This window comes from Streptomyces sp. KL116D, from assembly GCF_030766975.1.
Lineage (GTDB): Bacteria > Actinomycetota > Actinomycetes > Streptomycetales > Streptomycetaceae > Streptomyces > Streptomyces longispororuber_A.
The window spans coordinates 19412-41561 of sequence record NZ_JASERH010000062.1; the positions used below are offsets into that span (position 1 = coordinate 19412).

The window sequence follows — 22150 nt, forward strand, 5'->3', positions numbered from 1 at the left end:
CGTGCACGCTGCACGTGTTCGATGGGCGGTGCGTTTCGCGGTCTCCCGGCCTGTCCCGTCAGCGCTTCCTGGCGGGGGTGCGAAGGAAGCATGTCGCTCGACGTCTCACCGGCACTGTTGGAACAGGCCGAGGCGAGGCGAAAGGTCGACGAAAGGTGACTTCTGTCGACTGCGTCCGGACACCTCCCTGCCCTTACGCCTGGGAGATGATCCGCTCCCTGAGAGTGGCGAAGCCCGGGCTGAGAAAGGTCGACGGCGGAGGGTTCGCCGACAACCAGACGCCGCCGCCGGACGAGCAGGCACGCGGGCGGTGCTGCGTGCGCTCGCGGCGACGCGATACGCGGCGCGCTGCGGCGCGGCACTTCGGTGTTCGGCTGGCGTTCAGAACTGCCACCCGGGTGGCGGTGCTTCCCGCTTCGACCCGGCGGTGGACGACGACACGCTGGCCCGCTTCACCTCGGTCCGCAACCAGCTGCTCAATCCAGTCGCCCGAGCTGCGCGACTGCTGACGGCTGATGCCGTGGTTCGGCTTGCCGGCCGCCCGTACGCGGGAGGTGCATCTGTACTGGCGGCAGGCACCGAATGGCGGCGCCGGAGCGGCCTCTCGGCGATCAGCGGAGTTGGGGCGGGACCTCGGCTCCCCAGGCGGCGCACGTTCTCCTCCGTCGCCGCGAGATCGCCGGGCCTTCGACGAGCAGCGCGAACCGCGTGATGCCGGTCCCGCTCCCGCCGTGGTGGCGAAGCCGATCCGCGCAGGGCAGTCACGACCGGGCTGGAGGCCGCACAGCGGCTCCGCGTGCGCGAGGGGTCCGCATCGCCCAGGGCGCGTCCGTCGACCGTGACGTGGGCCGTCCAGGCCCTGCTTCAGCTGGCCAGCCCGGCATCGCCTTCAGGAGCGCCTCCGGCCGCCTCCGCGTGCGGTCACCGATCTGGGCGACACCGGCGGACACGTGCGGCGCGGCGATGATCTCGTCCGGCGTGCGCCCGGCCTCCGCGCGCGCAGCGCGCGCCACAGAGGCGACCATCTCCCGCCTTCTCCGCGTCCCCGACGTGCATGCCGAGCGGCATCGGCGGGCCGCTCGGCGGCGAGGCCTGACGCTCTTCGGCGACGTGCGGGCGACGACGACCTCCAGGACCCTCTCGGTGTCGGTGCCGCCGTTCGCGCCTCGGCGGGGCGCGGCACGACCGGGTCCGTGCCGGAAGGCGAGCCGCTCAGCCCTCGGCTCGCCACGTAGTCGCGCAGCCAGCGCAGCGGCAGGTCGAAGCAGTTCGGGAACCTGCTCGTACACACTCCCGCCCGCGCCGAAGACCTCCAGGTCCACCCGGGGCGCCGCGCCCCCACGCCCAGCGAAGCGCCCGCCGGACGTCAGGTGCAGCAGCGCCGCCTGCTCGCGCGAGGGCCACCGGGTGCGCGGTCCGGCGGCACGCTGACCGCCGTGCCGACCCGGACGCGTGCGGGTGCGGCCGACGTAACGCGGCCAGCGTGATCGGCCGACGCACGTGCCCGTACGGCACGAAGTGATGCTCGGCGAGCCACACCGAGTCCAGGCCGGCCTCCTCGGCGACCTCCGCCGACCGCACCGCACGGTGCAGTGCCTCCCCCTGGCCCTGACCCTGAACTGGGCGGCCAGTACAAACGTCCCTACGCGCATCGCCTCCTGCCTTCCTTGAGGGCCCGACGCGGCACTTCCCGAAGGCATTAACGGCTGGCAAGTGCCAAGGACACGGCTGGGCATGCAGATTGGCAGACTTTTACGGAGAACACATGCCGGGTGCGCGCGCGATGACCGCGTCGGGTACAGTCGGCCTCGGCGTACGCTGGTGGTGACCCCTACCCCGTAGAGACACTCGTGAGGTGAGCCGTGTCCCCCAGCGTCGCAACCGCCCCCCAGGGCGGCGGATCGTCCAGCAGCGGCAGCGACGACGAGGGGCGGCGCTACGGCGGGGTTCCAGTCCGCCGAGAGCTGGCAGGGCGAGCAGTGGAGCGCGGCACGTGGCGGGCGCCAGCGCGGCCGGCAAGCACCTATCGCTGCCCCGGGCTGCGACCAGGAGATCGGCCCTGGGGGTCGCCCACGTCGTCGCCTGGCCCGAGTACGGCGGCGTGGACGACCGGCGGCACTGGCACAAGGCGTGCTGGAACGCGAAGGGACCGCCGCACCACGAAGGTGCAGCGGTCCAGGAACGCGCCCCGGTACTGACCGGGCAACCGCCCTACACGTCGCGGTTGTTGAGCGTGAGGAAGGCGCCGCCGAGCGCCACGCCCGTCACGGCGATCATGATCCACAGCGGGTCCCAGCCGGTCGGGCCCGAAACCGGCGGTGCCGAGTTGTCGTAGAGCACGGCGAGCTGGCTGGGCACCGAGTACTCCAGCAGGGCCTGCTGGAGGTCCTTGAGCGACCTGAGAACATGAAGATCGCGAGGACGAGCGGGCAGCAGCACCACGCCGATCATGATGGTGATCGCGCCCGCCGAGTGCCGCACCAGCGTGCCGACGGCCAGCCCGAGCAGGCCGAGCAGCGCCACGAACAGGCCGACGCCGACGGTCGCCTCTGAACCACTGGGAGCCGGCCGGCGAGTCCATCGCCCAGGATGCCCACTCTGGAGCGCGCTGACGAGCGCCGCGAACACGGTGGTCAGGACGAAGACCAGCGCGAAGAAGACGATCGCCTTCGCCGCGAGCACCCGGCTGCGGGCTGGAGCAGGCCGTCAGCGTCGTGCGGATCATGCCGGTGCCGTACTCCGACGCGATGGTCAGGACGCCGAGCGTGATCACGCAGATGGTGCCGAGGAGGACGCCGAAGAAGCCGAAGCTGAGCACCTCGTCGCCGCTCGGCGTCACGGTGTCGGCGGCGGAGACGACCGCGGCCGAGGCCAGGCCGATGCCGACCATGAGCACGATCATCACGCCGAGCGTCCACATCGTGGAGCGCACGGAACGGATCTTCGTCCACTTCGGAGGCGAGCGCGCGTCCTCGAGCGGGCGCGGCGCACCGGGATCGGCGAGGCGTACCTGGGGCCGGTGCCGCCGGTAGCCGGGCGCCGCCAGGGGCCGCTGCGGCGGCGTAGGGCGTGCGGCGTACCTATCGGGCGTCCTTGTCCATGGTCGTGCCGCCGCGCGCGGCGGCGGCGGCGCCGCGTACGTGGGTTCTGGTCCGCGGCCTGCGGCATCCGCGCCGTGGCTGAGGCATCGGGCCGCGGCTGCACTCTGGGGCGGCGGCGGGGCGTACCTTTCAGCCCGGCTGGCTCCCGACCCGGCACCGGGCGCATCCGCTGCGGCGGCATCATGCCCGGCGGCACCTGCTCGCGCAGACCCGCGCGCTGGTCGATGGTGGAGTGGTAGTCGACCGCGCCCTGCGTCATCCGCATGTACGCCTCCTCCAGCGAGGCCTGGTGCGAGAGCTCCCACAGGCGGACGTCCGACTCGTGCGCGAGGTCGCTGATCCGCGGCAGCGGCAGCCCGGTCACCCGCAGTGCGCCGTCCTGCTCGGGCAGCACCTGGCCGCCGGCCCGGTCAGCGCGACGCTCAGCTTCCGCGCTGCTGCGGCTCGGAGTCCGGGTGCGGACCCGGGCGAAGCCCGCCGAGTTGTGCGCGATGAAGTCCTCGACGCATCATGTCGGCGAGCAGCTGGCCGCGCCCGATGACGATCAGGTGCTCGGCGGTGAGGGCCATCTCGCTCATCAGGTGCGAGGAGACGAAGACCGTCCGGCCCTCGGCCGCGAGCGACTTCATCAGGTTCCTGACCCAGAGGATGCCCTCGGGGGTCGAGCCCGTTGACCGGCTCGTCGAAGAGCAGCACCTGCGGGTCGCCGAGGAGCGCGGCGGCGATGCCGAGCCGCTGCTCCCATGCCCAGCGAGAACCCCTTCGAGCGGCGTCTCGCGACCTCCTGCAGACCGACCACACCGAGCACTCCGTCGAGCCCGGCGGGCCGGGATGCCGGCGAGCTGGGCCAGGCTCAGCAGATGGCTGCGTGCGGTCCGCCCGCCGTGCACGGCCTTCGCGTCGAGCAGCGCGCCGACCTGGCGTCGGCGCGTTCGGGAGCTTGCTGTACGGGTAGCGCCACCGATGGTCACGTGACCGGAGGTCGGCTGGTCGAGGCCGAGGATCATGCGCACGTCGTCGACTTGCCCGGAACCGTTGGGTCCGAGGAAGCCGGTGACGGTCCCCGCCGCACCTGGAAGGAAAGCGTTGTACACGGCCGTCTTCGCGCCGTAGCGCTTCGTCAGGCCGACTGCCTCGATCATTCTCCGCACCCATCGGAAGTTCTGAACGGTTTCGAAAGGTTCGACAAGGTTCAGGACGTCGGGGGCACACGCCCCCGTAAGGGTTAGAGGGTATCCGAGCGCCGACGGTTCCGGCCAAGAGTGAGTAAAGGGTTCCGGTGCCCTACCGGGGCGGCGGCAGCGAGTCGTCCAGCGGCGGCAGGTCGTCGTACGGACGCGGCTGCGCGGAGTCGTCGGCGTACGGCAGGAACTCGGTCTGCGGCAGCACCCAGCCCTCTCGCCGAAGATCAGAGTGCCCCTGCTCGCGCAGCCGGCGGTCGGCGCCCGCGGCGGCGACCCAGCTCGTCGCGTCGGGGCCGAGCAGGTCCATCAGCCGCGGCGAGTCCTTTCCAGAGGGAGTCGAGCAGCCCGACTGGTCGCCCCGCCGGGCCGCGGCCGCTCGGTCACCGGGTCGGCGAGGACGCCGTGCGCTGAAGTAGATGTAATGCGCCGCTCAGCCGCTCCCCGGACGGCATGGTCATCTCGAAGTCGCCGCCGGGCAGTATCGCCCGCCGGTAGTCCGGGAACTCCGTGTCGTCGACCGCCTTGAGCTGCGTGGCGTCCAGCCACGTCACCACTCAGCTGCGTCTCCCGCCTCGCGGTCCACGTACAGGGGTGCCCGGGACGTAGCCGGCCGGGCTGATGTGCCCTGAGCAGCCGACCGCGATCCCGCGCACCCGCACCGGCACCATCGGCACCGCGGCCGGGATGCCGAGCCGGGTCAGCTTGTGCGTGACCTGGCCCGGGGGACGCGTTCGAGCCGACCGCGATCACCGGGTGGCGGCGGCCGGTGGCGGCCTGCCCGCGGTCCACGAGGGCCTCGTCGAGGCGGCGCTGGGCGGCCTCCTCGACGTACCACTCGCCGGAGCCGCTGGGGGGCGCACGTCCAGCTCAGGAGCTTCGTCGTCGACGAGCAGGACGGTACGGGTGCGGGACGTCCGGGATAGGTCAGGGGCTGCCTGGCCGGTACGTCGTCAAGGCCCAGCGCCGCCAGGCTTCGGTCCTCAGTCCTCACGATGGTGCCCTCCGGGGATGGTCACGCGGTGCGGGGACGGCCTTCCACGGGAACAGGTACCCGCGCGGCGCGTTCGTTGCCCTTCTCCTGGCGGGTTGATCGGTGCGGATCGGGGGAAAGTAGCCATTCACCCGTGGGGAGGCCGGGCAAGTCCGGTACGGGGAGGGAGTTGGGGCCGATGGTGAGGTGGCGACGGAGGGCGGGCGGGCACCCCAGGTACCGGACGTCCGTTCGCAGGTGGATCGCGGGCCGCACCGTCCACGCGCTGCTGCTGATGACGCTGACCGCCCTCGCGGCGCTGTCCGCCGTCATCGCGGTGGTCTGGACGCTGACCGAGCACCTCGCCGCGCTCGGTCGGCGAGCGGTTCGGGGACCAGGAGGCGCTGCTCGACCTGGGACTGTCGGTGCTGCGCGCAGCGTCGCACGGACAGCCTCAGCCCGAACCGGACAGCACCGCCCACCAGGTCCCTGGTTCACGGTCGTGCCTCGGTGACCGGCGCGCTCCGCGCCCGCCGTGCTCCCTCGGCTTCGTGCTGATCAAGATGTTCGCGCTGCGCCCGTTCGTCTGGCGGCGGCGCGCCTCCATCTCGCACGCCTGGTCCGCCGACTTCCCCGGGTACTCGCGCGCCCACGCGACCAGCAGCGACGCGATCATCGCGATCCGCTTCTACAACCGCTTCGACAACCTCTCCGTCGTCGACCTGCACGCCCGCGCCCATCTGCGCTACCTCGAACGCTCGCCGCACGACGGCAGCCTCGTCATCTACAAGAAGTGGCTCAAGGTCCTCGACGAGAAGGGCGAGGCGGCCGACGAGCGCTGCTGGCTCGCCGTCGAGCGCGGCGCGCCCTTCACCGTGTGGATCCCGGTCGAGGCGCCGGTGACCGAGCTGCCCTTCGACCGCATCCAGGGCAGGACCTGACGCGGTCGACCGGGAGTGGAGCTGATGGTGCGGCTGACGGCGCGCACGGTCGGGCTCGGCACGGAGGTCGCCGACGAGCGCTGGTTCACGGTCGGGCCCGAGGACTTCGAACTGGGCCGTTTCGTGCCCTGAGCCCGACCTGGACCGGGACGTGTGGGAGTGGGACGGCTGGCGATCGCTGACGAGCTGCTGCCCGACCCGGGCGTCAGGCGTCCCGCTTCTTCAGCAGCACGTACCCGACCAGCAGTGCCGCCGCCACCCACACCAGCAGGATCGCGAGGCCGCCCCACGGGCCGTACGGGGGCGTCGTCGTTGGGTGGGGAGACCACCTGCATGACCTGAGGCCCGCCTGGTCGGGAAGTACTGGGCCACCTTCTTCGTCGCCGAGACGCTGCCGAGGATCGGTGAGACGAGGAAGAAGAACGGCATGAGGATGCCGAGCGAGAGCATCGGGGGAGCGGAGCATCGCCGCGACGCCCATGGAGAACATCGCGATCAGCGTCATGTGATCGGCGGCGCCGAGGACCGCGCGCGCAGCACGCTCTGGGGCGCCGAGGTCGGTCCGGTGGTCGCCGAGCATCAGCTGGCCGAGGAAGAACGCCGCGAAGCTCGTGACCAGGGCCACGACGAGCGCGAGCAGCGCGGCGACCGCGACCTTCGAGGAAGAGGAACGTGGCGCGCTGCGGCACCGCGGCGAGCGAGGTGCGGATCATGCCCGTGCTGTACTCGCTCGCGACCACCAGGACCCCGAAGACGATCATCGCCAGCTGGCCGAGGGTGAGGCCGGAGAAGGAGATGAACGTCGGGTCGAAGGTCAGCTTGTCCGCGGTGGAGAGGTTCTTGAACTCGTTCTTCGACAGGGCGCTGATCAGCATGCCGAGCCCGACGGAGACGATCACGGCGAGGCTGAGCGTGAGGGCCGTCGAGTTCACCGACTTGATCTTGGTCCACTCGGACCGGAGGACCTGGGCCGCGGCCATCTCAGACGCCCCTCTTGTTGCCGTTGCTGCCGTTGTCGCCCTTGCCCTGCTGCCAGGAGGCTCCCCAGCCCTGCTGCGGCTGCTGTTGCGGTGGCGCCGCCGTCGGCGGAGAGCTGGCGTCCGAGTGTGCGTGGTACTCGACCGACTCCGCCGTCAGCTGCATGAACGCCTCCTCAGGGACGCCTGCTGAGGACTCAGCTCGTGCAGGACGAGCTGATGCCCCGCGGCCAGCTCGCCCAGTTCCTCGGGAGTGGCCGTCGATCTCCAGCGTGCCGTTCCCGGCCTCGACGACCGTGATCCCGGCCGTGTGCAGGGACGTCGAGCAGCCGCTCGCGCTGCGGCGAGCGCAGCCGTACGTAGCTCCGGGAGTTCTGCCGGATGAAGTCCGCCATCGAGGTGTCGGCGAGCAGCCGGCCCTGGCCGATGACGACCAGGTGGTCCGCGGTGAGGGCCATCTCGCTCATCAGGTGCGAGGACACGAAGACCGTGCGGCCGGCCGCCGCTAGGGACTTCATCAGATTGCGGATCCAGTGGATGCCCTCCGGGTCGAGTCTCCGTTGACCGGCTCGTCGAACATCAGGATCCGCGGGTCGCCGAGGAGCGCGCCCGCGATGCCGAGGCGCTGCCCCATGCCGAGCGAGAAGCTCTTGGCCTTCTTCCGGGACACCGCGGTGAGCCCCACCGTGTCCAGGACCTCGGTCACCCGGCCCCTGGGGGATCCCGTTCGACTGGGCCAGACAGAGGAGGTGGTTGTAGGCGCTGCGACCGCCGTGCATCGCCTTCGCGTCGAGGAGCGCGCCGATGTAGCGGAGGGGGTCCTTCAGCTGGGCGTAGTGCTTGCCGTCGATCCGCACCGAGCCCGCGGTCGGGCTATGAGGCCCAGCATCATCCGCATCGTGGTGGACTTGCCCGCGCCGTTCGGGCCCAGGAAGCCGGTCACGATGCCCGGCTGCACGGTGAACGTCAGATTGTTGACGGCCGTCTTCTCGCCGTACCGCTCGGTCAGCCCCTCGGAGCTCGATCATGCGGCAACGCTAAAACGGGCAAAAAGCCCCCCTGCCACTTGGGGCAGGGGGGCTTCGGGCCGCCGGGGAACGGGTGTCAGCGGGACTGCTGAGCCGGCACCCCGCGCGAGATCGGCTCGTCCTCGGCCGGCGCACCCGCGGCGGCGACCGCCGCACCGGTGAGCGTGGCCAGCATCTCGCGCACGTTCGTGAGCTGGGCGTTGATCGAGTCGCGCCGGTTCGTCAGCGCCGCCAGCTCGCGCTCGGACTCCGAGCGGATGCGGTCGGCCTTGGCGTTCGCGTCGGCCACGATGTCCCTCGGCCTGGCGCTGGGCCGTCTCCACCGTCTGGCGGGCGCGGCGCTCGGCGTCGGTGCGCAGCTTCTCGGCCTCCAGGCGGAGCTGCTCCGCACGGTGCTCGATCTCCGCGAGACGCTTCTCGGCCTTGGCCTGACGCGAGGCCAGGTCGCGCTCGGACTGCTCGCGGCGCTTGGGCCAGGTTCGTCTCGAAGTCCGCGGCGGCCTGGGCGGCCTTGGCGCGCGTCTCCTCGAAGAGCGCGTCCGCCTCCTCGCGCTTGGACTGCGCGTCCTTCTGCGCCTCGGTGCGCAGCGAGGTCGCCTCGCCCTTGGCCTTCTCGACGATCCGGACGCCCTCGTCCTCGGCCTTGGCCTTGCGCTCCCGCGGCGAACGACTCCGCGTCGTTGCGCACCTGCTGGGCCGCCGACTCGGCGAGCTCTCGGTGCTGCTCGGCGGCCCGGCGGGCCTCCTCGCGCAGGTCCTGGCCTCCTCGGCGAGGCGGAGGATCTTCTCGACGCTGCGCCCAGGCCGGCGTACGACGGCTCCGCGTCGTTCACCTGGGCCTGGGCGTTCTGCGTCTCGAGGTGGAGTTCCTCGATGCGCTTTTCCAGAGCAGTGATTCGAGCAAGAGCGCTGTCACGGTCGGAGACGAGCTTGGAGATTCGTTCGTCCACCTGAGCGCGGTCGTACCCACGCCGCACAAGCTCGAAGCCGTAGGGGAAGTGTCGCTCATGGGGTTCCTGTCGAATGAGACCGGTGAGGTGATAGGGGGAATCCTAGGGGGCCAAGCGGCGTGTCATCGAGCAGATGCCCGTTTGATCTGGAGAATGACACCCCTTTGAGTGGCGTAACGGCGGAGTGCTTGCCAGAAGAAGGGCCGAAGGTCCTAAACAAGCACGACAGTTGTCCTCCTGGCTAGCCCTCTGCCCCTTGCCACCCGAACGTGTGGCCCCCGCTGTGGCGCCCGCCTTGACGCCGCCGTCTTGCCCCCGCCACCGGACGGTGTCGAAAGACTCCAACGCCTCCAGCACGTCCTGGACACGGAGATCTCCGCGTTGATGTCCTCGCGACGCCTGACCAGGACGCCCAGCTCGCGCTGACCCTTTTCGATCATGGAACTGGCCTCGGCCTCCGCATCGGCCCTGAGCTTTTCCGCCTCGCGCGTGAGCTCGGCCTTTTTCTGCTCGGCTTCCTGAGCGCACCCTCGGCCTTTTTCACGGCGGCGATACGGACCTTGCCGGCCTCCGAATTGGCGCGTCGTTCAGCAGGTCCTTGGCCTTGGTCTGCGCCTCGGTGAAGCTGCTCCTCCGCGGCCTTGACCAGCGCGTCGCACCGCTCGCCCGCGTTCTTCATGGCCTCCGCCGATTCGCGGCGCGCGCGCTCGTGCAGTTCCTCGATCTCGCCGGTGATCCGGTCGCGCAGCTCCTCGGCCCGCTCCCTTATCTGCGTCGCGTCCCGGCGGGAGCGCCGACGAGCAGCCTCGTCCGCGTCCGTCCTGGCCTCTCTCCACCCGCGCGTTGCCCTCGACGGTGCCCTCGGCGACCAGGCGGTCCGCCTCGCTGCGGGCCGCACCGACCATGGTGTCGGCCTGCGCCTCCGCGTCCGCCGCGTCTTCTGTGCCGACTCCTGCGCCTGCGGGTCCGCTTGTCGGCCCGGCCGCGGACTCCGTGATCAGCTTGTCGACCTGCTCAGCGGCCTCCGTACGCGCGCTTGTTGGCGTCCTTGCGGGCTCTGTCCAGCGTGCGCTCCGCCTCGTCCCGCGCGCGTCGACGCGATCCGGTCGGCCTCCTGGGCGGCCTCCGCCTTGACCCGCTCGGACTCCGTGCGGATCCGCTCGGCGCGTTGCTGCGGCGGAGCCGACCGTCTCGGCGGCCTCGGCGCGCAGCCGCTCGCGTCCCCGGTCGCGTCCGAGATCAGCTTCTCGCCTTGGCCACGGACTCGGCACGGACCCGCTCCGCCTCGGTCCGGGTGTCGGTCGTCAACTGCTCGGCGGCGGCCGCCGATTCGGCGTCGCAGCCGCTCGGCCTCCGCGGTCGCGGCGGAGACCAGCTCCTCGGCCTTCGCGGTCGACTCGGCGCGGACCCGCTCCGCCTCGCGTTCGTCTCCGTCGTCAGCCGCTCGGCCTCGGACGTCGCCTCGGTGATCAGGGTGTCGGCCTGCGCCGCGGCGTCGGACCCGGATCCGGTTGGCGTCCTCGCGGGCCTCGGCACGGGTGCGCGAGGCGTCCTGGTCGGCGCCCGTGCGCAGGTCGGCGGCCTTCGGTGCGGACCCGCTGGGCGTGCTCGGACGCGTCGGTGCGCAGCCGCTCGGACTCGGCGATCGCCTCCGAAACGGTGCGCTCCGCACGGACTTGGCGGCCTCCGACTCGGCGGCGGCCTCACTCCCGTACGCGATTGGCGTCCTCGGTCGCCCGCTCGCGCTCCGCGTACGCGTCGGAGCGGACCCGGTCCGCCTCCCTCCTGCGCCTCCTGCGCTTGTGCGCTCCCGCCGCGTGCTCGGCGGCCGAGCGCAGCCCGGCGATCTCCTCCTGGGCCTGCTCCTGGAGCCCGGACACGGAGTCGCGGACCTGCTGCGCGGTCTGCTCGGCGGTGGCGACCATCTCGGTCGCCCGCCGGTCGGCCTCCTCGACCAGCCGCGTCGCCTCGGTCTGTGCCTCGTCGACCCGGGCGCGCGCCACGCGCGAGCAGCTCCTCGCTCTGCTCGCGGGCGCCCGCGCGCGCTCCTGGTCGGCCTCATGGCGCGCGGCTGCCCGAGCGTCTCCTCGGCCTCGCGACGGCGCCGGGTGGCCTCCTCCTGCGCGGCTGCCAGCTCCTCCGCGGCCTCCGCGTAGATCCGCTCGGCCGCGGCCTGCGCCTCGGCGCGGGATCCGGTCGGCGGACTCCTGCGCCTCCGTCTTGAGCCGCTCCGCCTCGGTGGCGGCCTCGGTCCGCAGCCGGATCGCGACGTTCTCCGCCTCGGAACGGGTCGTCGACGCGTCCGAAGCGGCCTCGTGCGCAGCCGCTCGCGCCTCCGTCTCGGCCTGCGCCTGCAGCGTCCGACGCGCTCGGCGGCCCGTGCGCAGCCGGTCGGCCTCGTCGGCCGCCTCGCGGCGCAGCCGCTCACCCTCGGCGCGCGCGTCGTCCAGCGTCGTCTCGGACGCCGTGAGCCGCTCCTCGGCCTCCGGGTGCAGCCGGGTCAGCTCGCGGCCGCCTCGTCCCGCCGGGCGCTTATGGCCCCGCTCGGTCTCCTCCCTGAGGGACTGCGCGGCACGCCCGCGTCGGCCTTGGTGGCCTCGGCCTGCTCCTCGGCCTCGGCGCGGTGCCGCTCGGCCTCCGCACGCGTGCGCTCCAGGGTCTCCTCGGCCTGCTTGCGCAGCGACGTGGCGCGCTCGATGGCCTCGGTGCGGACCCGCTCGACTCCGTCGACGCCGCACCGCGCAGCTCGTCGGCGTCCGACCCTTCGCCTTGGCGAGGAGCTGCTCGGCGGTGCTGGCCGCCTCCTCGATCTGCTGGACGGCTCGCGGCGGGCCTCGGCCCGGGATCCGCTCGCCCTCCTCGACGGCCTCGGCCCGCGCAGCTGCTCGGCCTCGCCGCGCAGCCGGCGCGCTCCTCCCTGCAGCTCGACCGTCTTGGCGCGGTAATTCTGGTGTCGTCGCTTCGCCGTGCCCGCGAGCTGCTCGGCGATGCCGGCGCCCCGGAGCGCAGCCGGTCGGCCTCCGCCTCGGCCTCGGCGCGGATCCGCTCGCCTCCTCGGCGGCGGCCCGCGTCGTCGACTGGGCCTCCTCCGGAGGCCTTGTTCAGCACGTCCTCGGCGCTGCGGGCGTCTGGGCGAGCTCGGGCCCGCGGTCTCCTCGGCCGGGACCGTGTACGGGCCTTCTCCGCGGCCTCCGCGATCACCTGTCGGCCTCGGCGCGCGTGCGTGGCGACGCCTGCTCGGCCTCCGACTTCGCGGCCTCGGCCTCCTGGTCGCCCCGCCGACCAGGCGGGCGACCTGCTCCTTGGCGGTCCGGCTGCGCTGCTCGTTCGCGGACTCGGCGCGCCGCAGCTGCTTGGCCGCGTCATCCTTGGCGGCCGCGAGCACCTTGTCGGCCTCGGCACGCGCTCGCGCAGCGCGGTCGTCCGCCTCGGCATGCGCTGCCCGGCGGCCCGGCTCGAGCTCGTGGACCGGCGGCGCGCGGCGTCCGGCTCGGCGGTGCGTCGACGTGCGGACCTGCTCCGCGTGGTCGGTGGCCTCCTGCGCCTGGGCGGACGCGGCGTTCAGCAGCCGCTCGGCGTCCTGTGCGCGCGCGCGGCAGGAGCGCCTCGGGCCTCGCGCGGGCGGCGCTCCGCCTCGGCGCCGACGCCGGCGGCTGGCCTCGGCGGCGACCCGGGCGGCCTCGCGCGCGGGCGGCGGCCAAGGCCTGGTCGGCCTCGGCACGGGACTCGCTCGAGCAGCCGGCGGGCCTGCTGCTCGGTGCGGGCGCGCAGCTGCTCGGCCCACTGCACGTTCTCGTTCACGTGCGTCTCGACCGTCGGCGGCGCTCGGCCAGCTCCTGGTCGAGCTGCTGGCGCCGGCTGGCCGCCCCGTGTGCAGCTCGGTCGGCCGCGATGCTGCTCGGCGTGCTCCTGGAGGATCCGCTGCGCCCGCGCACGGGCCTCGCGCAGCTCGCGCTCGGCGTCGGCGCGCAGCTGGTCGGCCTGGATCTGGGCGTTCCGCAGCAGCTGCTCGGCCTGGTAGCCGATGTCAGCCCCGTCACTAGGCAGGCCGGGACGCGAGGCTGCGGCGCGCCTCGTGCAGCTGGCGCGCAACACCTCCACCTGGTAGCCCAGGTCCTCGCGTGCCGACGCCTTCTGCCGGTCTTTCAGCCGGTCCATCTCGGCTTCGAACCGCGAGAGGTGGTCGGTCTCAGCCGGCCGCCGGCTCGTCCTGGCGTTCGTAGCCCCGCACTGCGCGGTCCCATCCGTCCCCTGGTCGCGAACTCTGCCTTACGAGCCCCGTCCGTCCGCCGAACGGGGCCCCCGGGGAATGGTGTCAGATCGGACACCCAGACGGCGCTGTCGGCACCTCCGCCGTTTGCCGTCCGACTGCCGCGGCGCGTCCCCGATCCCCGGCCCCCAGCCCACGACTGCCCGCTTGGAGGCGGGCAGTCGCGCCCCAACGCTACCGGCCCTGAGTATGTGGAGGTCAGTGCCCGCGAGCCCTGGGGTGCGACGGTGACGAGCTCGGTCAGCACGCCGTGGCAGTCGCGGGGTGCAGGAACGTGATCCGCGAGCCCATCGAGCCGCCGCGCTCGTCGTACCAGGACCCGCGCACGCCCTTGGTCGCGGACGGCCGCCGCGTCGCGCGTCGACGTCCGCGGTGCCGAAGGCGATGTGGTGCGACGCCCTCGCCGTTCTTGGCCAGCCACTTGCGCGACCGCGGAGTCCCCGCGGGTCGGGCTCGCAGCAGCTGGAGGTAGGAGGCGCCGCCGTCGCGACGTCTCGTTGATCTTGAGCATGGCTTCGCGACGCCCTGCTCCTCGTTGATCCTCGGTGAACACCTGGAAGCCGTAGGTGGTTGGGTAGATCTCGACGGTCTTGTCGAGGTCGAAGCAGGCGATCCCGATGTGGTCGATTCGCGTGAGCATGCTGACAGTGCAGCGCGATCCATCGAGTGAGTTACGCAACGTGCGCGCCGATCACACCATCGTGCCGATGACGTGCGAGGGGTACCGCTCAGTACGTGACGAGTAAACCCTCGTTCACTCCGCAGTCCCCCAGGCTGGAAGGGGCCGTGCCTCATGTCTAGGAACGACCGGTACCACCTCAGTGATCGTCGCTGGGGCGCGGACGCCCATGGGCCGTCTGCTCGGCTCGCTCAGAGTCTTCTCCGGAGCCGACCTCGGCGGCTTCGCCATCAAGGCCGCGCATCGACCGTGCGGGGATCGGCGGCGACCAGGTGCAGTACGTGATCATGGGCCAGGTGCTGCAGGCCGGGGCAGGGCAGATCCCCGGCACGTCAGGCCGCCGTCAAGGCCGGCATCGATGCACGTCCCGGCGCTCACCATCAACAAGGTGTGCCTGTCCGGCCTCGACGCCATCGCGCTCGCCGACCAGCTCATCCGTGCCGGCGAGTTCGACGTCGTCGTCGCCGGCGCCAGGGTCCATGACCAACGCCCCGCACCTGCTGCCGAAGTCCCGCGACGGCTTCAAGTACGGCGCGGTCGAGATGCTCGACGCGATGGCGTACGACGGGTCTGACCGACTCCTTCGAGGGACATCCCATGGGCGCCTCGACGGAGAAGCACAACACCCGCCTCGGGCATCGCCCGCCCCGAGCAGGACGAGAGTCGCCGCCCTCTCCCACCAGCGGGCCGCGGCCGCGCAGAAGAACGGCCTGTTCGAGGCCGAGGTCACGCCCGTCGAGATCCCGCAGCGCAAGGGCGATCCTGTCCTGCTTCAGCAAGGACGAGGGCATCCGCGCCGAGACGACCGCCGAGTCAGCTCGGCAAGCTGCGCCCGGCGTTCGCCAGCGCCGGCACGATCACCGCGGGCACCTCGTCGCAGATCTCGACGGCGCCGCCGCCGTGGTCGTGATGAGCAAGGCCAAGGCGCAGGAGCTCGGCCTTCGACTGATCGCCGAGATCGCGCGCGCACGGGAACGTGGCGGGCCCGGACAACTCCTCCAGTCCCAGCCGTCGAACGCGATCCAGCACGCCCTGAAGAAGGAGGGCATCGGCGTCGAGGACCTCGACCCTCATCGAGATCAACGAGGCCTTCGCGGCGGTCGCCGTGCAGTCGACGAAGCGACCCTCGGGTGTCCTCGGGAAAGGTGAACGTCAACGGCGGCGCCATTGCCCTGGGTCACCCGATCGGGATGTCCGGCGCCCGTATCATGCTGCACCTCGCTCTCGAACTGAAGCGGCGGGCGGCGGCATCGGCGCGGCCGCGCTGTGCAGGTGGCGGCGGCCAGTGACGCGCTCGTGGTGTGGCACCCGGCGTAGCCGACCCGCGGTGGCTGTGGATTGTGGCTTGAGCGAACGGAGCTGTGATGCAGTGACGTCCCCCACGCTGGTCGCCCAGGCGAGGGAGGGCAGGCCGCGGGCCGTGGCCCGGCTGATCTCGCCCGTGGAGGGGCGTCCCCGCAGCTGCGTGAGCGTCATGGCCGCGCTGGCGCCGCTGACGGAGAAGCGCGTGTACGTGGTCGGGCTCACCGGGTCGCCCGGCGTCGGCAAGTCGACGTCGACGTCGGCCCTGAGGAGCGCCACCGGCAGGCCGGGAAGCGGGTCGGCGTGCTCGCCGTCGACTCCGTCCTCGCCGTTCAGCGGCGGCGCCCTGCTGGCGACCGGGTGCGGATGTCGAGCACGCCTCCGACCCCGGCGTCTACATCCGCTCGATGGCCACCTGCGGCCACCTCGGCGGTCTCACCTGGGCCGCGCCGCAGGCGATCCGGGTGCTCGACGCGGCGGGCTGCGACGTCGTCCTCGTCGAGACCGTGGGCGTCGGCCAGTCCGAGGTCGAGATCGCCTCGCAGGCGGACACCAGCGTCGTGCTCCTCGCGCCCGGCATGGGCGACGGGATCCAGGCCGCCAAGGCGGGATCCTGGAGATCGGCGACGTGTAGCGTGGTCAACAAGGCGGGACCGGGACGGCGCGGACGCCACCGCCCTGCGAGCTCAACCACATGCTGGGGCTCGGCGAGTCCCGCGGCCCTCGGGCGACTGGCGGCCGCCGATCGTGAAGACCGTCGCGGCGCGCGGCGAGGGCATCGACGAGGTCGTCGAGGCGCTGGAGAAGCACCGCGCGTGGATGGAGGAGCGCGGCGTGCTCGCGGAGCGCCGGGCGGCGCAGGCGCCCGCGAGGTCGAGACGATCGCCGTGACCGCGCTGCGCGAGCGCATCGGCGACCTCCGGCGACCGCCGGCTCGGCGCGCTGGCCGAGCGGATCGTGGCCGGTGAGCTCGATCCCTACCGGGCGGCGTGACGAGCTGGTGGAGGGCCTCACCGGTTCCTGACCCCCTGTCCCCGGCCGCAACCCTGTTACGGTGTGGCTCATGTCTTTCTCCGTGCATAGAGAACTCCGGTGCGTCGACGCCCTGTTGAGCTCTCCACGCATGCTTCGTTCCGAGGAAACCCACCATGTACGCCGCCGTGTTAGCGGACCCTCGTACGCCCTGCGCACCTTTGGCGCCGCCCCGATCGGGCGCCTCTCGTACGGGACCGTCGCCCTCTTCCCTGATGCTCGCCGTGACCGCCGCCACCGCTTTCTACGCCGTCGCGGGCGCGGTCATGGCGCTCACGGCGCCGCCAGCGTGCTCCTGTCACCGCTGCGCGCCCTGTTCATCGACCGCTACGCGGCGCGCGCGCGCTGCCCCCGATGGCTTGTCGTACGCGCGCCGCTCGCGGTCTTCGCCACGGTCGCCTGGCGCCCTGGGGGCGCTGGGCTATGCTCGTGGCGCCTCGCCCTGCCGACCGGGGCGTTCACCCCGCTGCTCGGGCCCACGATGCGCACCCGTGTGGGGCCGGCTGCTGTCCGACCGGCGGCCGCTGCAGGGGTCTACAGCCTCGACGGGGTCGCCGAGGAACCGCTCCTGGTGTGGTCCGCTGCTCGTCGGGGTGCTGGTGCTGTGGGCGCCGGCCGCCTTCGGCGTCGCCCTGCGGGGCTCGTGGCCGTCGGCACGCTGGCGTTCGTCGCGTCGCCCGCGGTGGCGGGGGTGGCGCCGGTGCCGAGGTCCGGGCGGCGGCGGCGTCCGCGGAAGATCGCGTGACCTGCGCCAGCCCGTGGTCGTGACCCGCGTCCGGGACCGCGCTGGGGCGCGGCCGATCTGCCTTTCGTCCTCGCGTTCGCGGAGGGGCAGCGCGGCGCTCGGCGGCGGGATCCTGGCGGCGCTCTCGGCGGGCAGCGCGGTGGGCGGACTGCTCAGCGGCGCGCCGTCGACTGGCGCGGCCCGGGCCCAGTGCCCGGCTGCCGTTTCCTGGCCGCGGGTCTGGCGGCGCGCTCGGCGGCGCGGCGCTCGCGCGCCCGCTGCCCGCGCGCTGGCCCTGGCGGCGGCGTGCGTGGGCCATCTTCGTCGCCGCGCCGGCCCTGACCACGGCGTACCTGATCGCGGACGGAGTCGGTGGGACGGCGGCTTTCCGCAATGCAGGCTGCATGGTCCAACACGTCCCCGAACGCGGGCAGTTCGGCGAGGGCACGGCAGAGTGCGCCTGGTGGGCTTTCACGTACCCGGCTACCCGCTCTGCTTTCGCGGCGGCGGCCCTGGCCGCTGGCGACGGCACTGCTCGAAGGGCGGCGAAGATCACCGGCGGCAGCCGGCCCAAGGGCCAGCCGACCAAGCAGCCCGCCACTTCAAGCCCCTCCGGCGATTGAGGAGCGGGGTCGGGGGCGGTGCCCCGAGACCGCACCCGCACTTTGAGCCTCCGGCGATTGAGGAGCGGGGTCGCGCCAGCCGAGACCGCACCCCGGTGCGCGCGCCGCCGTCAGTCGTCGTCCGGAGTCCGGGTCCGAGGACGACGACCGGTCCACGGTCACCGCACCCGACCGGAGGTCCACTGCCAGTCGCGCTGCGTCCCGTCCGCCGAGGTCGCCCTCGACCTCCCAGACCCGGACCGCCCTCTGTCGTCGTCCGCGTCCACGGAGGTCACCGTGCCCTTGGCGGCGCGGCCGGCGGGCGGTCCGCGGCGGACGTCGACGCGTTCTGAGCGCGTCGGCGACCCGCGCCGCCTGGCCGGGGCGTCGTCGCCGTCGTCATCGTCGTCGGCCTTCTCGACGTGCGACCCGAGGACCTTGCCCGTACCGTCGACCTCGACGTGATGCCAGGTGCCGCCGGAGCCGATGACGTCGACGTCCCAGACGAGGCGGGCCGTCGTCGGAGTCGAGGTCGGCGCCGGCCGCGACGCCCGACGTGTGCTTCAGGGCGGCGGCGATCGCGTCCTCGGCCTTGATCTTCGCGCCCTTCGCCTCGTCCGCGTTCTCCCGGGCGTCGCCGACACCGTCGTCGGTGACCCCGCACGGTCGACCTCGACGGCTGGTCGTCGTCCGAGACGGTCACCGCAGGTGGCAGTGCCCCGCGCACCAGCAGGGCGACGGCGGCGATGGCGGAGATGACGGTCGTACAGCGCCATGAGGTCTCCCGTCGTTCTGCGGAGTTCGTGTCCGACGGGAACCAACTCCGCCCGAGTGATCCTGAGCCCCCGCTGAAGGAGCCTGAAGAAGGCTTCAGGTTCGACCTGCCACCCTGGCCGCACATGCGCTTGCCTGATTAGTCGAGGACGAAAAGCGGCTCGCCCTGTCGCTCGCCAAGGGGCTCACCGCCGAGGCTACGCCGTGGACGTGGTCCACGACGGCTCGAGGGGCTGCACCGCGCGAGCGAGGGGGCGTGCGACCTGGTCGTCCTCGACATCATGCTGCCCGGCATGGGAAACGGCTGCCAGCGTGCGCCGCCCTCGCGCCGCGAGCATCGACGTGCCGATCCTGATGCTGACCGCGAAGGACGGCGAGTACGACGAGGCGGGAGCTGGGCTCACCGGCGCGGACGACTACCTGACGAAGCCGTTCCTCGTACGTGGTGCCTCGTCGCGCGCGTGAAGGCGCTGCGGCGTCGCCGGGGAGCGCGCGCGTCCCCGGTGCACACGGTCGGGCCGTACGCGGTGGACACCGCCGCCCGCCAGGGTCACAGCACGCCGACGACGGTGAGGTCGCCCTGACGGCGAAGGAGTTCTCGGTCCTGGAGCAGCCTGTCGCGGGCCGGGGAGGTCGTGTCGAAGGGCGACATCCTGGAGCACGTGCGGGACTTCGCCTACGAGGGCGACCCGAACATCGTCGAGGTGTACGTCGGCGCGCTGCGCCGCAAGCTCGGCGCCTCCCTGATCAGGACCGCGCGCCGGCTACCGCCTGGAGGTCCCGCGATGGAACGGGTCTTCGGCTCCGTACGCTCCCGCGCCGCCCTCGCCGCGACCCTCGTCGTCGCGGTCGCCCTGGTCGCGGCCGGCACGGCCGTGCTGCTCGCGCTGCGCTCCAACCTCACCGGACAGGCGGGCAGCGCCGCTGACTCCCGGTGCGCGCAAGGTCGCCACCCAGCTGGCCACCGGCACAGCGCGCCGGACGCCCTCGACCTGGACAGCGACGACCGGGCCGGCGCAGGTCGTCGACGAGGACGGACGGCTGGTGGCCGCGTCCGGACGACCTGGAGGGATCACCGGCACCGGCACGGGCGCCGTACGCCCCGAGGCCGCCGTCACCGACGACGACCACGGCGGCCGCGGCGAGGACGATGACGACGCGGGTGACGACGACGGCGGCCGTGGCAAGGTCCGGACACGACGGGTACGCCGACGGCACCGCCACCGTCGACGGTGACAGCGCCGACTACCGGTTCGCCGCGGTCGAGGTCGAGGACACCGCGTACGGCACGCTGACCGTGTACGCGGGGCGCCCGCTGGCGGCCGAACAGAGCGCCGTGTCCACGGCGCTGACGTCGATGCTGATCGGCTTCCCGGTGCTGCTCGTGGTCGTCGGCGGCGTCACCTGGCTGGTGACCCGGCGCGCTGCGGCCGGTGGAGGGCATCCGTACTCGAGATGGCCGCCATCACCGCCTCCCCAGGGACCTGGGCCGCCGGTGCCCGAGCCGGACACACATGACGAGGTCGCCCGGCTGGCCCGGGACCACGAACGAGACGCTCGCGGCCCTGGAGGACTCGGTGGACCGTCAGCGGCGGTTCGTCGCGACGCCCCGCACGAGCTGCGCAGCCCGATCGCCAGCCTGCGCACGCAGCTGAGTCGGCGCCGCCCACCCGGAGTTGCTCGGATGTGGGACGGCGCCGTCGAGGACAACTGCGGCTGCAGGAGCTCGCCGCCGATCTGCTCCTGCTCGCCCGGCTGGACGCGGGCGAGCAGCCCGCGGCGGCGATGCCGACCTGGTCGCCCTGGTCCGCGAGAGCCGCTCGCGGCGCGTCGGCGACCAGGGTGCCAGGCCGACGGCACCGGGCCGGCGCACGTCGCCGGATCCCGCGGCCAGTTGGCGAGGGTGCTGGGGAATCTGGTGGACAACGCGCAGCGCCACGCCCGTACCGCGGTGGACGTCACCGTGGGCACCGACGGCGGTGGGTGACCTCGCGGTCGCCGACGACGGTGGCGGCGTGCCCGGGAGGGGAGCGGGGCGCGGGTCTTCGAGCGGTTCGTACGGCTCGACGACGCGCGGTCCTGGGACGGCGGCGGGGGCCGGTCTGGGAGCTCGCCATCGCCCGGGACGTGGCCGAAAGCGGCACGGCGGCATCGCTGACGGTGCGCACCGCGCCGCGGGGCGGGGGCCCTGTTCGAACTCGGGCTGCCCAGGCTCCAGTAGGGAGCGTCACGGAGGAGGTCGGCGGTCTCCCGGATGCTCAGGTCTTCGCAATGGTCACGGTTTTGCCGCGCTGCGAACGCAGGTGCTCGGCGATGGGTGTGAGCGCCTCGCGGAGGCTGCTCAGCGACTCCGCGGGGGACGAGGTCCATGAAGTGCTGACGCACGGACGCCACGTGGTGCAGGGGCGACCTTCTTCATGGTCTCGAAACCGAAGTCGGTGAGCACGGTGTACAGTCCGCGCCGGTCCGACTCGCAGTTCTCGCGGCGGACGAGGCCCGCGTTCTCCATCCGGGTGATCTGGTGCGAGAGCCGGCTCTTGGACTGCGTGTCGCCGCAGCCAGGTCGCTCATCGCATCCGGTGGTCCTCCCGCTTCGGAGAGGTTCACCAGGATCTCGTAGTCGTTCATCGTCGAGGCCAGGCAGCTGGAGGTCCTTCTCCAGCTGGTAGTTCAGCAGCCGGTTGACCTCCAGGTGGGTGCGCCAGGCGCACTGTTCCTCGTCGGTCAGCCACGGGGTGGCCGTCTCGGTCTCCCATGGAATCGATTCTACCTAAGAAGTTGAAAGGCGAACGAATGTGGGTGACGCCTCGCTGTACGCGCCCCGAACGCGCAATGGGGTCACGCGTTCGAGCGTCACACTCCGCAGACTACCGCTCACGGCCCGAAAGCGCTGGAGGTCGCCGAGCTGTCGAAGGCGCGGTGCCGTGTGACTGACCGGGCCCGGCCCCTGCCTGACCGCCGGGGACGCTGGGCTGGTGCGTACGTCACCCGTCGCCACCTCGGGCATCAGTGCCTCGCTGGACTGCAGCAGTACCGTCCCGGCGCCCACGAACTCGAACTGGTGCTCCCTCGCCGGAGACCCCGCCGATGCCTGTCATCGCACGTAGACCGCCGATCACGCCCGTCAGATACCGTGGTCGTAATGGTGGCAAGGTGACGGACAGTCAGCCCAGCCGACGAGGGCCTGTGGATCTACGCGGATCGGCGGTTCCATGAACACCACAGGACCGTTTGAAGCGGCGACGAATTTGCCGGTGCCAATGAGTGTCAGGGCCCGGCACGTCGACTGCTTCGGCGCGAGTTGGCTGAAAAGGCGAGCAGATTGCGGCCGGATGGTCAGGGTTGCCGTCATCAGGTCGTACGAGTTCACGTCGAAGGCCCGGTCGGCGAGCAGCATCTTCTGCCGCTCCTCCGCCACCACCCAGTCGCTCGCGTGCAGCAGGGAGTGGAACGCAGGTACCAGCCGGTCGAGCCGGCCGTGCCCGATGCCGTTGAAGTCGATCCGCCCGTAGTAGGCGATCATCTTGCCCTTCTGCAGGAACCACTGACCGCTCTTGGGTTCCACGCAGCAGGGTGTACGCGTTGACGTTGTCGTCCACCGGCAACGTCATAGGTC

General features: G+C 72.3%; 15 protein-coding genes and 12 pseudogenes. 12 read left to right on the forward strand and 15 right to left on the reverse strand.

What is annotated here, in order from left to right:
- The first annotated feature begins 206 nt into the window (after window positions 1-206).
- Window positions 207-509: a hypothetical protein gene (locus RBJ77_RS25520; RefSeq protein ID WP_372347171.1), complete on the forward strand. Its 303-nt coding sequence runs from the start codon at window positions 207-209 to the stop codon at window positions 507-509.
- Window positions 510-1212: 703 nt separating this feature from the next.
- On the opposite strand, the gene RBJ77_RS25525 is transcribed toward RBJ77_RS25520, so the two are convergent.
- Entirely contained in the window at window positions 1213-1581 is a 369-nt protein-coding gene (locus tag RBJ77_RS25525) for an LLM class flavin-dependent oxidoreductase (RefSeq protein WP_372347172.1), read from the reverse strand.
- A gap of 274 nt (window positions 1582-1855) precedes the next feature.
- Between RBJ77_RS25525 and RBJ77_RS25530 the strand changes: the two are divergent.
- Window positions 1856-2198: pseudogene (locus tag RBJ77_RS25530) on the forward strand (ATP/GTP-binding protein).
- Between the two features lie 13 nt (window positions 2199-2211).
- Here the strand turns inward: RBJ77_RS25530 and RBJ77_RS25535 are convergent.
- A complete protein-coding gene (locus RBJ77_RS25535; protein ID WP_372347173.1) occupies window positions 2212-2682 on the reverse strand; it encodes a hypothetical protein in 471 nt (156 codons plus the stop codon).
- A gap of 47 nt (window positions 2683-2729) precedes the next feature.
- On the opposite strand from RBJ77_RS25535, the gene RBJ77_RS25540 reads away from it, so the two are divergent.
- A complete protein-coding gene (locus RBJ77_RS25540) occupies window positions 2730-3032 on the forward strand; it encodes a hypothetical protein (RefSeq protein ID WP_372347174.1) in 303 nt (100 codons plus the stop codon).
- 491 nt (window positions 3033-3523) lie between these two features.
- Here the strand turns inward: RBJ77_RS25540 and RBJ77_RS25545 are convergent, their stop codons facing one another.
- The 3 genes from RBJ77_RS25545 to RBJ77_RS25555 all read right to left on the reverse strand — a co-directional run bounded on the left by RBJ77_RS25545 (window position 3524) and on the right by RBJ77_RS25555 (window position 4836).
- On the reverse strand, window positions 3524-4243 hold the full coding sequence (locus RBJ77_RS25545) for an ATP-binding cassette domain-containing protein (RefSeq protein ID WP_372347175.1): 720 nt from the start codon (window positions 4241-4243) through the stop codon (window positions 3524-3526).
- 142 nt (window positions 4244-4385) lie between these two features.
- Window positions 4386-4592 (reverse strand): hypothetical protein, encoded by a 207-nt coding sequence (locus RBJ77_RS25550; RefSeq protein WP_372347176.1) that lies wholly within the window; start codon window positions 4590-4592, stop codon window positions 4386-4388.
- Window positions 4593-4665: 73 nt separating this feature from the next.
- Window positions 4666-4836, reverse strand: coding sequence for a hypothetical protein (locus RBJ77_RS25555; protein ID WP_372347177.1), 171 nt, complete (start codon window positions 4834-4836; stop codon window positions 4666-4668).
- Between the two features lie 970 nt (window positions 4837-5806).
- On the opposite strand from RBJ77_RS25555, the gene RBJ77_RS25560 reads away from it, so the two are divergent.
- Window positions 5807-6196 (forward strand): hypothetical protein, encoded by a 390-nt coding sequence (locus RBJ77_RS25560; RefSeq protein ID WP_372347178.1) that lies wholly within the window; start codon window positions 5807-5809, stop codon window positions 6194-6196.
- Between the two features lie 205 nt (window positions 6197-6401).
- Here the strand turns inward: RBJ77_RS25560 and RBJ77_RS25565 are convergent.
- From RBJ77_RS25565 to RBJ77_RS25595, 7 genes and pseudogenes are all read right to left on the reverse strand, one after another.
- Window positions 6402-7176: pseudogene (locus RBJ77_RS25565) on the reverse strand (ABC transporter permease subunit).
- A 1-nt stretch (window position 7177) separates the two neighbouring features.
- Window positions 7178-7339 (reverse strand): hypothetical protein, encoded by a 162-nt coding sequence (locus RBJ77_RS25570; RefSeq protein ID WP_372347179.1) that lies wholly within the window; start codon window positions 7337-7339, stop codon window positions 7178-7180.
- Between the two features lie 31 nt (window positions 7340-7370).
- Window positions 7371-7691 carry a hypothetical protein gene (locus tag RBJ77_RS25575; protein WP_372347180.1) on the reverse strand — a complete coding sequence of 107 codons (321 nt, stop codon included), beginning with the start codon at window positions 7689-7691 and terminating at the stop codon, window positions 7371-7373.
- Window positions 7691-8131 (reverse strand): annotated as a pseudogene (locus RBJ77_RS25580) (ATP-binding cassette domain-containing protein). The gene RBJ77_RS25575 and the pseudogene RBJ77_RS25580 overlap by 1 nt, the downstream one beginning before the upstream one ends.
- A gap of 146 nt (window positions 8132-8277) precedes the next feature.
- Window positions 8278-9210, reverse strand: a pseudogene (locus tag RBJ77_RS25585) (cellulose-binding protein).
- Window positions 9211-9406: 196 nt separating this feature from the next.
- Window positions 9407-13382: pseudogene (gene scy, locus RBJ77_RS25590) on the reverse strand (polarized growth protein Scy); the annotation flags it as partial.
- 253 nt (window positions 13383-13635) lie between these two features.
- Window positions 13636-14061: pseudogene (locus tag RBJ77_RS25595) on the reverse strand (VOC family protein); the annotation flags it as partial.
- A 208-nt stretch (window positions 14062-14269) separates the two neighbouring features.
- On the opposite strand from RBJ77_RS25595, the gene RBJ77_RS25600 reads away from it, so the two are divergent.
- Together RBJ77_RS25600 and RBJ77_RS25605 are read left to right on the forward strand one after the other, a co-directional pair.
- Window positions 14270-14674 carry a hypothetical protein gene (locus RBJ77_RS25600; RefSeq protein WP_372347181.1) on the forward strand — a complete coding sequence of 135 codons (405 nt, stop codon included), beginning with the start codon at window positions 14270-14272 and terminating at the stop codon, window positions 14672-14674.
- Window positions 14580-14810 (forward strand): annotated as a pseudogene (locus tag RBJ77_RS25605) (acetyl-CoA C-acyltransferase); the annotation flags it as partial. The gene RBJ77_RS25600 and the pseudogene RBJ77_RS25605, both read left to right, overlap by 95 nt.
- Before the next feature lie 103 nt (window positions 14811-14913).
- Here the strand turns inward: RBJ77_RS25605 and RBJ77_RS25610 are convergent.
- Complete coding sequence (locus RBJ77_RS25610) at window positions 14914-15174, reverse strand: hypothetical protein (protein ID WP_372347191.1); 261 nt, start codon at window positions 15172-15174, stop codon at window positions 14914-14916.
- 71 nt (window positions 15175-15245) lie between these two features.
- On the opposite strand from RBJ77_RS25610, the gene RBJ77_RS25615 reads away from it, so the two are divergent.
- From RBJ77_RS25615 to RBJ77_RS25640, 6 genes and pseudogenes are all read left to right on the forward strand, one after another.
- A complete protein-coding gene (locus RBJ77_RS25615) occupies window positions 15246-15389 on the forward strand; it encodes a hypothetical protein (protein WP_372347187.1) in 144 nt (47 codons plus the stop codon).
- 185 nt (window positions 15390-15574) lie between these two features.
- Window positions 15575-15697, forward strand: a pseudogene (locus RBJ77_RS25620) (methylmalonyl Co-A mutase-associated GTPase MeaB); the annotation flags it as partial.
- 112 nt (window positions 15698-15809) lie between these two features.
- Window positions 15810-15998, forward strand: a pseudogene (locus RBJ77_RS25625) (methylmalonyl Co-A mutase-associated GTPase MeaB); the annotation flags it as partial.
- A gap of 151 nt (window positions 15999-16149) precedes the next feature.
- Window positions 16150-16293 carry a hypothetical protein gene (locus RBJ77_RS25630; protein WP_372347182.1) on the forward strand — a complete coding sequence of 48 codons (144 nt, stop codon included), beginning with the start codon at window positions 16150-16152 and terminating at the stop codon, window positions 16291-16293.
- Window positions 16294-18700: 2407 nt separating this feature from the next.
- Window positions 18701-19295, forward strand: a pseudogene (locus tag RBJ77_RS25635) (response regulator transcription factor); the annotation flags it as partial.
- A gap of 419 nt (window positions 19296-19714) precedes the next feature.
- Window positions 19715-20521, forward strand: coding sequence for a hypothetical protein (locus tag RBJ77_RS25640; RefSeq protein WP_372347183.1), 807 nt, complete (start codon window positions 19715-19717; stop codon window positions 20519-20521).
- 271 nt (window positions 20522-20792) lie between these two features.
- Here RBJ77_RS25640 and RBJ77_RS25645 read toward each other — a convergent pair.
- Together RBJ77_RS25645 and RBJ77_RS25650 are read right to left on the reverse strand one after the other, a co-directional pair.
- Window positions 20793-21295: pseudogene (locus RBJ77_RS25645) on the reverse strand (MarR family winged helix-turn-helix transcriptional regulator).
- 126 nt (window positions 21296-21421) lie between these two features.
- A pseudogene (locus RBJ77_RS25650) lies at window positions 21422-22145 on the reverse strand (AIM24 family protein); the annotation flags it as partial.
- Between the last annotated feature and the right edge of the window lie 5 nt (window positions 22146-22150).